General features: G+C 60.6%; 10 protein-coding genes. 3 read left to right on the top strand and 7 right to left on the bottom strand.

Translation table 11 applies throughout. From position 1 onward, the window contains the following. Positions 1–341: 341 nt before the first annotated feature. The 5 genes from V6L75_RS04445 to mscL all read right to left on the bottom strand — a co-directional run bounded on the left by V6L75_RS04445 (position 342) and on the right by mscL (position 4,508). On the bottom strand, positions 342–680 hold the full coding sequence (locus V6L75_RS04445) for a response regulator (RefSeq protein ID WP_334250305.1): 339 nt from the start codon (positions 678–680) through the stop codon (positions 342–344). Between the two features lie 159 nt (positions 681–839). Next, positions 840–1,436, bottom strand: a complete 597-nt coding sequence (locus V6L75_RS04440) for a response regulator transcription factor (RefSeq protein WP_334250304.1) — start codon at positions 1,434–1,436, stop codon at positions 840–842. Between the two features lie 48 nt (positions 1,437–1,484). Beyond that, the gene (locus V6L75_RS04435; RefSeq protein ID WP_334250303.1) at positions 1,485–2,648 is read right to left on the bottom strand and encodes a two-component system sensor histidine kinase NtrB; all 1,164 of its coding nucleotides are present in this window, start codon (positions 2,646–2,648) and stop codon (positions 1,485–1,487) included. A gap of 93 nt (positions 2,649–2,741) precedes the next feature. Beyond that, complete coding sequence (locus V6L75_RS04430; RefSeq protein WP_334250301.1) at positions 2,742–3,965, bottom strand: pyridoxal phosphate-dependent aminotransferase; 1,224 nt, start codon at positions 3,963–3,965, stop codon at positions 2,742–2,744. 117 nt (positions 3,966–4,082) lie between these two features. Then, complete coding sequence (gene mscL, locus V6L75_RS04425) at positions 4,083–4,508, bottom strand: large conductance mechanosensitive channel protein MscL (RefSeq protein WP_334250300.1); 426 nt, start codon at positions 4,506–4,508, stop codon at positions 4,083–4,085. Positions 4,509–4,754: 246 nt separating this feature from the next. Between mscL and V6L75_RS04420 the strand changes: the two genes are divergently transcribed. Then, positions 4,755–8,282, top strand: coding sequence for a NahK/ErcS family hybrid sensor histidine kinase/response regulator (locus V6L75_RS04420; protein WP_334250299.1), 3,528 nt, complete (start codon positions 4,755–4,757; stop codon positions 8,280–8,282). Here V6L75_RS04420 and V6L75_RS04415 read toward each other — a convergent pair. Further along, positions 8,272–10,746 carry a putative bifunctional diguanylate cyclase/phosphodiesterase gene (locus V6L75_RS04415; RefSeq protein ID WP_334250298.1) on the bottom strand — a complete coding sequence of 825 codons (2,475 nt, stop codon included), beginning with the start codon at positions 10,744–10,746 and terminating at the stop codon, positions 8,272–8,274. The genes V6L75_RS04420 and V6L75_RS04415 overlap by 11 nt on opposite strands. Positions 10,747–11,050: 304 nt before the next feature. Beyond that, the gene (locus tag V6L75_RS04410; RefSeq protein ID WP_334250297.1) at positions 11,051–11,716 is read right to left on the bottom strand and encodes a response regulator transcription factor; all 666 of its coding nucleotides are present in this window, start codon (positions 11,714–11,716) and stop codon (positions 11,051–11,053) included. A gap of 378 nt (positions 11,717–12,094) precedes the next feature. On the opposite strand from V6L75_RS04410, the gene V6L75_RS04405 reads away from it, so the two are divergent. Further along, positions 12,095–13,084, top strand: coding sequence for an alpha/beta hydrolase (locus V6L75_RS04405; RefSeq protein ID WP_334250296.1), 990 nt, complete (start codon positions 12,095–12,097; stop codon positions 13,082–13,084). A gap of 51 nt (positions 13,085–13,135) precedes the next feature. Next, the gene (locus V6L75_RS04400; RefSeq protein WP_334250295.1) at positions 13,136–14,005 is read left to right on the top strand and encodes a thioesterase; all 870 of its coding nucleotides are present in this window, start codon (positions 13,136–13,138) and stop codon (positions 14,003–14,005) included. Positions 14,006–14,058 lie beyond the last annotated feature (53 nt).

The following is a 14,058-nucleotide window of genomic DNA, read 5'->3' as shown; positions in this document are numbered from 1 at the left end:
TTTCAACCCGCAAAGAAACACGGCACGGGTTTCCCCATGCGGCACGTTTCCGGCAACCTGCCCCGTCCGGCGGGCTGCCTGTATTGCTGCTGATGGTGACAAGCTATCGTGAAGATTTGCAGGACGTAATCCGGGCGAGTGCGTAAGGCCTTATACTCAGGACGGAATGCCGCATGCGTAAAATTGACCAGCGCCATACTGCGAGACTGTGGCCAGGCGGAAAACTACGTACAGAGCAAGTAGGATGACAACCTCTCAGACGAGAGACATGCCTATTTTGACTTTTTAACTGAGGTAAAATTCAACCCCTCTCGAGGCTTCAGGGTAAAGATGCGAGAGCCCTAGAGATAAGGTGCAAGTTCTTCTTCCGAAAGCGGCTTGCGCAGGAAGGCAAAAGGATTAAGGCCGCTCAGCATCTCCCGCAGGCGGTTCCCCGGCTGCCCGGAAATCACGATGACCTTGGGAGGATCGCGGAATTCACTGAGCCAGCGCACCACTTGCGCGCCACTGACCCCGGGCAGGCCAAGGTCGACGATCACCAGGTCGCCGGATACTGGCGGTTTTCCTTCAAAGAAGGATTCGGCGTCGGGGTATACGACCGCATCGTGGCCCATTCCTTCAACAAGAATGGACAGCGCGTCCGATACCCCGAAATCATCTTCGACAATGTGAACTGTCACGTAAATGGTCCGCGATAGAGCGTGTGCATCAGGCACTCCTCTCTTTATACGGCCCTTTTGCCCAAGATGATCTACGCACTAGTACGGGGGATCTGAATCAAATTTTTGCCATCGGCTGCATCAGCCCGAAAACCATGAGCGGGCTGATGCACTTTGAAGTCAATGTGCAAGCACGATGCGGACGAGATCTGCCGCGTTTTTCGCGCCCAGTTTTTCCATGATGCGGGCGCGGTGCACCTCGACCGTGCGGGGACTGATGCCCAGCTCCCGGCCGGCTTCCTTGTTGGAAGCCCCGGCGGTAATCCGCCCCAGCACCTCGCGCTCGCGCCGGGTCAACAGCTCTGCGCCGGGGAAGCTGCCGGTCTCGCCATTGGCTGCGGCTCCCTTGTTCCGCTGTGCCTCAATGCCTTCGCGCACGCGGGCAACAACCGTGTCGGCATCAAACGGCTTTTCAATGAAATCAAAGGCGCCGTTGCGGATGGCCTCAACAGCCATCGGGATATCGCCCTGGCCGGAAATGATGAAAATCGGCGCTTCATAGCTGTCTGCGCTCAAGGCCTTCAGCACGTCAATGCCGGAGCGTCCCGGCATGTGCACGTCAAGAATGACACAGGCCGGAACACGCTCTTTGGCAGCAGTGACGAAACTGTCCCCGTCCTCGAAGGTTTCGACTGAAAAGCCCTCCATCTCGAATACGACAGACAATGCATCGCGCACGGCGGGATCATCATCAACGATGTAGATGGCTTCGGTCATCCCTAAAGTCCTCTTTCTTGCGTAGAGCCCACGGGCTTATCACGACTTTCAGTCAGCGCGACGATTTGGATCAATATTACAATTAATCGGGAGGCGGAGAACGAAAGTTGCCCCCTCTCCATCGGCAGCTTTTTCAAGGCTCAGATCACCGGCGTGATTCTGGGCTATGGTTCGGGAAATGGCGAGGCCAAGCCCCAGCCCTTTCCGTTTGTGGCCCGAGAAGGCGCGGAAGAGTTCCGGCACGACCTCGGACGGAACCCCAGGCCCGCTGTCGCGGACACGGAACTCGATATATTCGCCGCTCCGCTCGACTTCCAGGCGCACGGTCTTTTCCGGCGAGCCCTGGACGGCCTCGCGGGCATTGCGCAGCAGGTTCACCAGCACCTGCCGGATCTGTACTGGATCGATAGGAAGTTCCGGCAGACGCGGCTGGATTCGCATCTCGAACTTCACGCCGCTGTCGCCGGATCCAAGCTCCACCAGCTCCACGCAGGACCGGCTGAAACTGACCAGATCCGTGGGCACCCGCTCCGGATCACGCTTCTCGACCAGCTGGCGCATGCGCTGGATGATTTCGCCCGCACGCTCGGCCTCGCGCATGGCCTTCTCGATCACGCCGAGGGACTGGGCATCGACCGTATCGGCATTACGCGCCTTGCGGACAACGGCCTGAAGATACAAGAGGATTGCTGTCAGCGGCTGGTTCAGCTCGTGAGCGATCGCCGCGCCCATTTCATCGATGGCACTGATACGCGTCATGTGAACCAGCTGCGCCTGCGCCCTCGCAAGGCTCTGCTCCACCGACTTGCGGTGCCGCAGGTCGCGCAGGATGCCAATGAACTGGCGGCCATCTGGCGTCTTTGCCTCGCCGACCGACAGCTCTACCGGAAACTCCGTGCCATCCTTGTGGCGCGCAGCGACTTCACGGCCAATGCCAATGATCTTCCGTTCGCCGGTTTCCAGATAGCGCTCGACATATTGATCATGCTCGCGGGCATAGGAGCCCGGCATGATCAACGTAACGTTCTGCCCCAGTGCTTCAGCCGCCGTGTACCCGAAAAGACGTTCGCAGGCCTTGTTGAAGGCAAGGATACGCATGCGGTCATTGATGACGATGATGCCGTCGACAGCCGTATCCAGAACACTGGCCAGACGTGCGTCGGATACGGTCCAAGCCGCACCCTGACCACAATGTCCCTGTCCCTCGTCCATGCCCTGCCGCCCAAACGTCCCAAGCGCAGCAATGCACAACGCTGGGTCACAAGTCCTTACGTGGAAATCCGTAACGCATTCTGAGAAGCTGCGTCAACGCTTTAGCCAAGCGGCAAGGCGCCTCATCCCCTCTTCCACATGGTCTGCCCGGCGGGCAAAGCACAGCCGCAGGAAGCCCTGCCCGGTGACACCAAAGGCCGAAGCAGGCGCCAGCCCCACCCGCGCCTGGAGCGCCAGATCCATGGCCAGCTGCCGCGCATCCGTGTGTCCCTCGATGCCGAAGAACATGTAGAACGAGCCGTCCGGCACAGTGAAGTGCACGCCATCCATGGCCGCCAGCGCCTCGCAAACGATCTTGCGGCCCGCAAGCGCCCGCGCTTTCTGCTCTTCAAGGAAAGCATCCCCTTTTGGAGACAGCGCCGCAATCGCCCCGCGCTGCATGAAGGCAGCCACGCCGGAAGTCGAATATTGCACCATATTCTCGATGACCTGGCCCAGTGCCTTGGGGGCCGATATCCAGCCGATGCGCCAGCCAGTCATGGCCCAGTTCTTGGAGAAGGTGTTCACCTGGATCACCCGGTCCTCCTCCTCCGCAATTTCGTGGAAAGAAGGCGCATGATTGCCGGCCCCGTAGTAGAAACGGCCATAAACTTCGTCGGCAATAATCCAGATACCGTAACGGCGCGAAATATCGAGAATCTGTTTCAGATCCTCACGGCTCGCCACCCAGCCGGTCGGGTTTGCCGGTGTGTTGATGAAGATGGCCCGGGTGCGCGGCGTAATGGCAGCTTCCAGACGCGCCACATCCAGCGACCAGCCACCTTGCGTGAAATCGAGGGGCACGGAGACCGGCACCCCGCCCATCAGCCCGACCGAGGCGGCGATGTTCGGCCATGCAGGCACCGGAACCAGCACCTCGTCTCCCTGCCCGGCGATCATCTGCACAGCGATCTGGATCGCCTGCATACCTGAGCCGGTCACGAAGAAGCGCTGCGGATCAAAGGGGCGCCCGAAGACGCGGCCATGATAATCCGCCAGCGCCTTGCGCAGCTCCGGCAGGCCGCGCTGATAGGTATAGAAGGTCTCGCCCGCCTTCATCGCCGCATCCGCCGCCTCGCAGATGAAGGCAGGTGTCGGCAGATCGCCCTCTCCCACCCAGAGCGGGATCACATCCGGCAGCTCGCGCGCCGCATTGACGACTTCGACGATGCCGCTTTCCGGCGCATTGCGGGCAGGCACCCGGAGGGCATCAAGAATGGGATCGTTGGATGTGTGCAAGGTCACGTCAGGCTCCGCCGGAAGGATGTGTCTGGTCATCGACCTTACAAATCCTCTCCGGCAAAAGCTCATGAATCTGCGTGAAGCTGACTTCACCCAAAGCGATGATTGCCGCCAGGTGTCAGAACCGGCGGGACAGGCGCATCAAGGCGGATCTCACTTCTTGAGAAGATCGCGGATCTCTTCCAGCAGCAGTTCCTGACGCGGCGGCTTGGCCGGTTCGGCAGGCTTGGCCTTTTCCTCGCGCCGCAGCCGGTTGATGCCCTTCACCACGATGAAGAGTGCAAAGGCCACAATGACGAACTTCACAACAGCATTGATGAAGAGACCGAGATTCCACGTCACGGCTCCAGCTGCCTTGGCCGCGTCCACCGTCGCATAGGGGCCCTCGGGCGCCCCCTGCTTCAGCACGAGAAACAGCTCGGAAAAGTCGACATTGCCGAGGATAAGGCCGATCGGCGGCATGATGATATCGTCCACCATGGAGGAGACGATGGCGCTGAAGGCTGCACCGATGACAATACCGACGGCCATGTCCAGCATGTTGCCCTTGACGGCAAATTCCTTGAATTCCTTGAGCATTTCCGCCCCCTTGATCTGGTGCCCATGGTGCGGGCCGTCCGCCCGGCCTGCCCGACAGTGTTAACACATTCCATCCGCAAGGGAAGATTCCGGACAACGCTCCCCCGCCGCAAGACGAATGGACAAGGCGGCGCACCTATGGTCCGATCCACTCGGGAGGACGGAGACGCACAGGAAAAAACCGGCGCATCCGGCCACATGCAACAAGCGCTCCGGTGCAACCGGGCAAGGGCGGACAGGATTGCGATGCTGGACGGCTGGATCGTCACCTTAAGTGCACTGGGCTATATCCTGCTGCTCTTTGCCATCGCCAGTTTCGGTGACCGGCGCTCGCGTCTGCCACTGGCGGCGAAGAGCAGGCCCTTCATCTATGCACTGTCCCTCTCGGTTTACTGCACGTCGTGGACCTTCTATGGCTCGGTTGGCGGAGCGACCCGTGACGGGCTGGAGTTCCTGGCCATTTACACAGGCCCGATCCTGCTCTTTGCCTTCGGCTTTCCGCTGCTGCGGCGGATCATAAGGGTCTCCAAGACGGAGCGGATCACCTCGATCGCCGACTTCATGGCCGCCCGCTACGGAAAGAGCCAGACGGTTGGAGCAACGGCAACGGTTATCGCCGTCATCGGCATCATTCCCTATATCGCCCTGCAACTGAAGGCGCTGTCCCTGTCGGTCACCACCATGATCGGCCCCTTTGGCCCGCCGGACGGGGTATCGCTGCTCACGTCCTTCGGCGACATCACCCTGCTGATTGCCATCGGCATGGCCGTCTTCGCATGGCTGTTCGGCACCCGGCACATTGATGCGACCGAGCATCAGGAAGGGCTGATGCTGGCGATTGCGCTGGAAGCAGTGGTCAAGCTCTTCGCGTTCCTGGCGGTTGGCTTCTGGGTAACCTATGCCTTGTATGACGGACCGCTGGATCTTGTTGCGGCAATTGCCACAAATCCCAAGGTGGCCACTGTCTTTTCCCAGCCGTTCCAGCCGGCGGAATGGATCGCCATCACATTCCTGTCGCTGATCGCTTCCCTGCTGCTGCCGCGGCAATTTCATGTCGTCGTCACCGAGAACAACTCCGAGGCGGAGCTGCGCCTCGCCACCTGGATGTTCCCGCTCTATCTCATCGCCATCAACATCTTCGTGGTGCCAATCGCCGCAGCTGGAATGCTGACGCTTGACCCAGGCATCAATCCGGATTCCTACGTCCTCGCGCTTCCCATCGCCTCTGGTCAGGGAGTGCTGGCCCTCTTCGCCTTCATAGGCGGACTTTCGGCGGCGACGGCCATGATCATTGTCGCTACGGTGGCGCTGGCGATCATGATTTCCAATGACATCGTGGTACCGCTGATCCTGCGCCAGCGCGGCAGCGACGACATTGCCTCGGCACGAGGCAAGGACCTCAGCCGCATGCTGCTGCGTGTGCGCCGCGCTTCAATCTTCGTCATCCTGCTGCTGGCCTATGCCTATTACAAGGCAGCCGGTGACACGGCCGCCCTCTCCTCGATCGGCCTTCTGTCCTTCGCCGCGATTGCCCAGTTCGCGCCAGCCTTCCTTGGCGGGCTTTTCTGGCGCAAGGCGACGGCACGCGGTGCCATTGCCGGAATGGCCGCCGGCTTTGGCCTCTGGCTCTACACACTTCTGCTGCCGACCTTTGTCCAGTCGGGGCTATTTTCCGAAGCGATCCTCTTCGACGGGCCGTTCGGCATCGAATGGCTGCGGCCTCAATCCCTGTTCTACAGCCCCGCCGACCCATTCCTGCACGGGGTTGCCTTCAGCCTACTGGCCAATCTCACCTGTTTCATTCTCTTCTCACTGACCCGGGCGCCAGAACCGTCCGAGCGGCTTCAGGCCAATCTTTTCGTGCCTCAGGAGCTGGCCTCGACGCCCTCCTTCCGTCTCTGGCGGACCCACGTAACGGTTGGCGATCTGAAGGCGACGGTCGCCCGCTATCTGGGGGTGGAACGCTCCGAGCGCTCCTTCGCGCGCTACGGGCGCGAGCGGGGGCTGACACTGGATCTCAACGCGCCGGCCGACGCGCAGGTTCTGCGCTATTCGGAACAGCTCCTGGCCTCTGCCATTGGCGCAGCCTCTGCAAGGCTGGTCCTTTCGCTGTTGCTCAAACGGCGCGATGCGACCATCAAGGGCGCCATGAAGCTGCTGGATGATGCTTCCGAAGCCATCCAGTACAACCGCGACCTGCTGCAGACAGCACTCGACCAGGTGCGTCAGGGCATCGCCGTGTTCGACCGGGATCTGCGGCTGATCTGCTGGAACCGGCAGTTCCGCGACCTGCTTGGCCTTCCCCCTGAATATGGTCAGGTGGGCACACCGCTCGACACCATCGTCCGCTTCAATGCGGAGCGGGGCGAGCTGAGAGGCAGTTCGGCCGATGCCATCGTCGCCGACAGGATCGACAAGCTTGTCATTCGTCAGGAGACCTTTCAGGAGCGCCTGTCGATCACTGGCACCATCCTGGAGGTCCGCATCAGCCCCATGCCGGATGGCGGCATCGTGACCACCTTCACCGACATCACCGAGCGCGTACTGGCAGAGGAAGCCTTGTCCAGATCCCACGAAACGCTGGAGCGCCGGGTGCGCGAGCGCACCGAGGAACTGACCCGTGTCAACCAGCAGCTGGTGCAGGCGACCCGCGCCGCCGAAGAAGCCAACATCGGCAAGACCCGGTTTCTGGCCGCCGCCGGTCATGACATCCTGCAGCCGCTGAACGCCGCCCGCCTCTACGCCTCCGTGCTGGTCGACAGGTTCCGCGAGGGGGAAGCCGGGGATCTGGTGCGCAACGTCGAAGCCTCGCTCGAATCCGTCGAAGACATCATTGGCGCCATTCTGGATATTTCCCGTCTCGACACAGGGGCACTCAAGCCAGAGTACAGCACCTTCCGGCTTGACGAGATCTTCCGCGCATTGCTGCTGGAGTTCGAGCCGGTTGCGCGTGAACGGAACCTCAGGCTGAACTTCGTACCTACATCCCTCACCGTGCGCTCAGACCGCCGCCTGCTGCGCCGTCTGCTGCAGAACCTCGTGTCAAATGCCCTCAAATATACCCTGACAGGCCGCGTCCTTGTCGGCTGCCGCCGCCATGGCTCGCGTGTGGTCATTGAGGTTCACGATACAGGTATCGGCATTCCGGCGTCCAAGCAGAAGGCCATCTTCATGGAGTTCCACAGGCTCGACGACGGCATCCGCACCGCCAAGGGGCTTGGGCTTGGGCTCTGCATCGTGGAACGGATCAGCCGGGTGCTGGATCACCCGGTCACCTTGCGCTCGAAAATGGGCAAAGGTTCATGCTTTGCCGTGGAGGTTCCCTCAGCAGCCCCAGTTCCCGTGCTGCCCAGCGCTGGCGAGCCGGTTGCCGTGACCACCAGCCAGCTGGACGGCATGCTGGTGCTGACCATCGACAACGAGCCGAACATTCTGGACGGCATGCGGCGCCTCCTGGAAAGCTGGGGCTGCGAGGTGCTGACCGCCAGCAACGACATGGAGGCAGCCCAGCATGTGACGCAGCTTGGCCGTACACCCGACATCATGCTGGTCGACTATCATCTGGATCAGGGCAACGGCATCGAATGTGCCGTGCGGCTGCGCTGGAAGTTTGGCCGCAGCATTCCCGCACTTCTAATCACGGCGGACCGCAGCCGCGCCGTGCGGGCGGAAGCGGCGGAGCGGGACATCGGGATGCTGAACAAACCCGTCCGCCCGGCGGCGCTCCGGGCACAGCTGGCACGGGTCCGGGCAGAAATGCTGGTTACTGAGTGACAACTCGTCTTGAACCGGAGCGGTTCGTGCCATAGTCAGTGCGCGGCACCAAGGCTTCCGGGTAATGGTCCATCGGCCGGCCGAAATAATAGCCCTGCAGGCTGCTGCAGCCCATGAGGCGCAGCTGATTGGCCTGGTCTTCCGTTTCGACGCCTTCTGCCGTGACTTCCATCTTCAGACTGCGGGCCAGAATTATGACCGCCGAAATGATGGCCATGCTTTCCCCGCCATCGCCCAGTTCGCTGACGAAAGACTTGTCGATCTTGATCTTGTCGAAATGATAATGACGCAGATAGCTCAGCGACGAGTATCCTGTTCCGAAGTCGTCCAGGGCGATGCGAACACCCAGCGCCTTCAGCTGACTGAGGATCTCAGCCGTTGAGCCGGCGTCCTGGATCAGCACGGATTCGGTGATTTCGAGGATCAGCCGCTGTGCAGGAAGCCCCGATTCCTCCAGTGCCCATTTCACAGCGTCAACAAGGCCCGCTGCCGCGAACTGCAGCGGGGAAAGATTGACTGCAACGGATATCTCATGCTGGCTCGCGGCGGCCCGTTTGCAGGCCTCCCGCAGCACCCATTCCCCGATCGGAACAATAAGCCCTGCCTCTTCGGCGATGGGGACGAAAACTGCGGGTGAAACAGGACCGATGAACGGATCATTCCAGCGCAGCAGCGCCTCGCAGGACTGGATGTGTCCGGTCTGCGCCGAGACGATCGGCTGGAACGCCAGCGTGAGGCCGCCCTTTTCGACAGCCCTGCGGAGCGCCGCCTCCATCTCGCGCCGCTCACGCTGTTCCCGGTCCATCTCTGCCTCGAAGTACAGAGCCTGCCCCCGCCCGCTGCGCTTGGCCTTGTAGAGCGCGATATCCGCGCAACGCATCAGGTCGTCGATGGTGTCTGCCTGACGCGGCGCACAGGCAATGCCAATCGTTGCACCCACGGTGTAGCTGCCGCTATCGGTCAGCAGCGGTGCCTTCAAGCTGTTGATCAGTTCGTTCGCCAGCGCCTCTGTATTCTGCCGGCTTTGCCCCGCATGCAGAATGGCGAACTCGTCGCCGCCTATGCGGGCAAGATCCGCTCTTCCGGCACAGATTTCGCTGAAACGCTGCGCGACCATGTTGAGGATCTCGTCGCCCACGGGATGGCCGCGCATGTCATTGATGGCCTTGAAGTTATCGAGATCCACCATCAGCAGGCTGACATTGCTGCCGTCGGCCAGCGCGTTCTCCAGGCTCTCGCCAGCCCGGCCCAGCAGCCAGTTGCGGTTGCCAACCCCGGTAAGCGCATCATGCTCGGCGAGATACTTGACCAGATCATGAGCGCGGCGGGCATCCGTGATGTCAGACCCTACGCCACGATAGCCGGTGAACTTGCAGGCACGGTCGAAATAGGGCCTGCCGGTGAGAGACCACCAGCGGCGCTCCCCATTGACAATGGTCAGCACGGGCATGTCTCGGAAGGACTGACGGGCGTTCATCACCTCACGCACTGCGTCCCAGCCATCACCCGGCTCGGCGCTTGACTGCAGGGCGTCGATCAGGCCGTATCCCTGCAGCTCTTCCGGCGCGCGTCCGCAGACCTCACAGAACCGGGCAGAGCTGCGTTTCAGGTTGCCCGCGCTGTCAGTTTCCCAAAGCCAGTCGCTGGCGCTTTCCTCGAACTCATTGAGCAGCAGGCCGATCACCTGTCCCCGGTGTTCAAGTTCCTGCTCCGTTATCACACGTGCCACGAACACGCGGGACACCGCCAGAATACAGATCACGACCATCAAGGAATAGGCCGAGAGCAAGCTGGAGAGCTCGACCATCGGCCCCTTGCCGATCTGCATGATCTGGAATATCGCTCCGCACCAGATTGTCACGACCCAGGCAAGTCCTGCCAAAGGCACGGTCGCCAGCACAAAGCCGCCAGCACAGATCAGTCCTGCGATAAGACAGGCGGCGAGGATGAGCGTGTCCTGAGAGCCGTAGTAGAAGGTCATGAACAACGCCAGGCACCACAGGATGCCAAGTATGCCCGCCTGAATGGTTGCGGAAATAATGCCCCTGGCGGACGCTGTCGTAAATGTCTGCTTCCGGCTCTTCTGCCAGACGGCGATGCCGCGGCCGATGACAAACATCATGGCAGCCGACCAGGCGAACAGCAGATAGAGAGGCGCCACACCGAAGTTCAGATTGACGATGATGAGAGCACTGAAGACGTTCCACGCCGTGATATACGGCATGAAGCGGACAATCGACGTGATCTGCTGCGCGCGTATCCGGCCGCTCAATTCGTCCTTGTCCAGCAGTCCCCGGAAGATGAACCGCACGGCGTCGATCAGGTGATGAAGTGGACTTCTCAGGAACTCAGCAATGCTGAGTTCCCCGTTCACGCACACTTCTTCCCCGGCAGCAGCCCGTCCGGCGTCACCAGACTCTGCTGCTTCGAATGCGACCTGCTTCTCGGCCTTCGCCTGGCTCATCCACTATCCGGTCAATATTTGCGCAAAATGCACATCTGTCGCTGGGAGCATAATGTCTCACGGCTCCGTAAAGAGGGGGTAAAAATCACGATCTGAATTAAAGGGAGCACGCATTTCCAATCAAGTTCGGCAGGAAACGGTTCGATCAATTTAATCAGCCTGATAAAATACATCGCTGCTTTCTTCATCTGCCTTGCATTTCTCAAAAAGCATGGCGAGCTGAAGAACGCGTCCGACGTGGATCTGCGGCAAGCTGTTCTCAGAAGTGACTTAGCTGAAACGCCGTGCGGCCGGCCCTCAGGCTCTAGCCTGCCTCAGGTATCTGCCAGCTTCCTGCCTCGATCTTGGAAGCAGCAATCACTGCTTGCGTCCGGCTTTCAACGCCCAGTTTCTGCAAGATGGCAGACACATGCGCCTTGACCGTTGCCTCGGATACGGACAGCTCATAGGCAATCTGCTTGTTCAGGAGACCTTCCGACAGCATCATCAGGACGCGCACCTGCTGCGGCGTCAAACTGGCCAGCCGCCGTGCCGCATCAGAATCCTTGTCGGCTATGGTGAGATCGATTTCCGGCGGGGTCCAGAGCGAACCGGCCATCACCTGCTCGATCGCATTGCGGATGACTTCGATACCATGGGACTTGGGAATGAACCCCGATGCCCCAAAGCCAATCGCCCGGCGAATAGCCTGAGGCTCTTCATTTGCAGAGACAATCACCACCGGCACCGAAGGGTGCTGGGCGCGCAGGAACATAAGGCCCGAGAAGCCACGCATGCCGGGCATGGACAGATCCAGAAGCACCAGATCCACGCCACCGGAATCCTCCAGGCGGGCTGCAACATCCTCAAGCGTTCCCGCTTCGTCAATCACCGATCCAGGATAGAGCAGATCCAGCGCCTGGCGCAGTGCGCCACGAAACAAAGGATGATCATCCGCAATGATGAAATGGTAGCCGTTGCTGTCCGCCAATGCTTTCCCCCGATGTTCCAACCGGCTTTGCCTGACCGCAGCAGAGCCGCTCCAAGCCTCTCCGGCCACGTTTCGTTACCGGCCGTGCGCGCTCCAGTGCTTGCACATGTGGTCCGCAAAACGCTCAAGCGTCAGCCAGACCATCTCAGACCGCAGCTGCATGACGCTCCAGACCGGTAGCCTCCCCCTTCACAGTGCACATCACCTTGCACCAGATCAAGCCTTGCCCGAAATCTCCTGCAAGTAATGCGGGAGAGACAGCAATGCGCAGCAGCTTCTGCGGGCAGCTTCTCCCGGGCAATCCCCGCCTGAAGCAGATTGGCAGGCACGATCTGACGCTTTAGCTTTCTTCCGGTTACAGGAACCGGAGCGCCCTTTATGCTTAGCCTTCACCATTCCCTTTTTTTGCCCGAAGCGGTGAGCGAAGAAACCCGTGCCTTCAATGAGGATCTGGCCAACCGGCTGGCAGCCGAACCAGATCAGTGGAGCTTCCCCCCGCATGTGGTCCGCGCGCGGCGGGAGCAAGGCATAGGCCCCTTTCCGGCGCCCGTACGCATCGAGCGCGCGCGCGATATCTGGATCGGAGGGGCAGCTCGCGGCGGGACTGAGGGCAACCTTCGTCTCCGGCTTTTCCTGCCCCAGACCGGCCAGCCAGAGGGTGCCTTCCTGCATATTCATGGTGGCGGCTGGACGTTCGGCGGCGCGGACATGCAGGATCTGCGTCTGGCCGAAATGGCGGACCGGACGGGCCTTCTGGTTGCCTCAGTTGACTACCGGCTCGCCCCCGAGCACCCCTATCCTGCAGCGCCGGATGACTGCGAAGCCGCAGCGCTCTGGCTCATCGGGCAGGCAGCGCAGGAATTCGGGCTGAGACGGTTCTCCATTGGCGGAGACAGCGCAGGCGCCAATCTGGCTGCCGTCACCCTGCTGCGCTTGCGGGACTGGCACGGCCTGACACCCTTCAGCGCCGCCGTCTTCATTGCCGGCTGTTTCGATCTGAGCTTGACGCCCAGCGCCAGGTCCTGGGGCGCGGAAAAGCTGGTTCTGAACACGCGCGATATCGAAATGTTTGTCCGTATGTATCTGCAAAACGGAGAAGACCCCCGGTCCCCGGATATTTCACCGCTCACGGCGGACCTGACTGGCATGCCGCCTGCATATTTCGTTGCCGGAACGCGGGATCCACTTCTGGATGATACGTTGTTTCAGGCAACCCGATGGATATCGTCCGGGAACTCCGCCACGCTGGACGTCTTCCCCGGCGGATGCCATGTTTTCCAGAGCTTTCCCCTCGAAATATCGGACCAGAGCAAATCTCTTATTGATAATTTCCTTAGCGTAATTATGAATAGATCTACTATTACCTGAAAGTAAGTTACATATTTTCCCGGCGGCAGAGATCATCAGGTCAACCAAACGATGCTGACAAAAGAAACCCTGTTCTCCTATGTGAATCACAGCGACTGCACGGAACGGGGTGTTTTGAGCGAACATGGTTGCGTCCAGCGGCTTGATGAGGCGGACAGGCAGTTCCGTCTCATCTGCGCGCTCAGTGAATCTCTGGTCGGCGCACGCCGCGTGCGGCATGTCCGGTTCCATGCGCCGGCCCCCTGCGGCACTCTGCTTGTGGTGTCTTCTCTCGTCTGTTTTGACGGCCCGCATATTCTGACCATTGTCCACCAGATGAAGAACGCCGTGACAGGAGATGTTCTGGCCACGGCTATCGACGGGTACACCCCGCCAGCCGGTACCGCCCGTACTTTCCGCAGCAAATTCAAGGATGTGGTTCAGGCCATGCCGGAAGAGGCAGCGCCCCGCGCCTTGCCCGCCTCTCCTCTGGCCAACAAGGCAACGCTCGAAAGCATTGTTGAAGGTGCGGGATCGGTGGTTTACCGGGGAACCGTGCTCCCAAGGCATCTTGGGGCAGACAACAAAGCGGACGATGGCTTTATTGCGCAATGCATCGGGGAAGCGCTGCCTCATGTCTGGCAACAGACTCCGCTGAACCTCGACTGGCAACAGGAGACAGGCCGCGGGCGTCAGCTTTTTGAGATGAAGCTGACCTGGATCAGCCCGCTCAAGGCCGGCGAAAGCTTTGTGATCGCCGTCAGTCTGACTGGCACACAGGCAAACATGCTGGGCGCGCGTTTTTTCGTGTTTGAAAGCCGCGCCAGCCGCCTTTGCGCCATCACCGATACCGCTTTTGGCCCCGTTTGCCAGGAAAGCGGCCAGCCAGCTGGCCTGCCATCGGGAACCCAGGAAGCCCTGTCACGCTTGCGGGCAGACTGACCAGCGGAGAGGATCTTCACCGCCAGATCCGTTTGTGCCGCTGCGGCATGCAC

The organism is Pannonibacter anstelovis, from assembly GCF_036881715.1.
Lineage (GTDB): Bacteria > Pseudomonadota > Alphaproteobacteria > Rhizobiales > Stappiaceae > Pannonibacter > Pannonibacter anstelovis.
This window is presented reverse-complemented; position numbering and strand designations above follow the sequence as displayed.

What these genes read in the sequence shown, in the direction of transcription:
- V6L75_RS04435 (WP_334250303.1), bottom strand. Translation starts at nt 2,648, where the DNA reads ATGGACGAGGGACAGGGACATTGTGGTCAGGGTGCGGCTTGGACCGTA.
- V6L75_RS04405 (WP_334250296.1), top strand. Translation starts at nt 12,095, where the DNA reads ATGCTTAGCCTTCACCATTCCCTTTTTTTGCCCGAAGCGGTGAGCGAA.
- V6L75_RS04415 (WP_334250298.1), bottom strand. Translation starts at nt 10,746, where the DNA reads ATGAGCCAGGCGAAGGCCGAGAAGCAGGTCGCATTCGAAGCAGCAGAG.
- V6L75_RS04430 (WP_334250301.1), bottom strand. Translation starts at nt 3,965, where the DNA reads ATGACCAGACACATCCTTCCGGCGGAGCCTGACGTGACCTTGCACACA.
- V6L75_RS04440 (WP_334250304.1), bottom strand. Translation starts at nt 1,436, where the DNA reads ATGACCGAAGCCATCTACATCGTTGATGATGATCCCGCCGTGCGCGAT.
- V6L75_RS04400 (WP_334250295.1), top strand. Translation starts at nt 13,136, where the DNA reads ATGCTGACAAAAGAAACCCTGTTCTCCTATGTGAATCACAGCGACTGC.
- mscL (WP_334250300.1), bottom strand. Translation starts at nt 4,508, where the DNA reads ATGCTCAAGGAATTCAAGGAATTTGCCGTCAAGGGCAACATGCTGGAC.
- V6L75_RS04420 (WP_334250299.1), top strand. Translation starts at nt 4,755, where the DNA reads ATGCTGGACGGCTGGATCGTCACCTTAAGTGCACTGGGCTATATCCTG.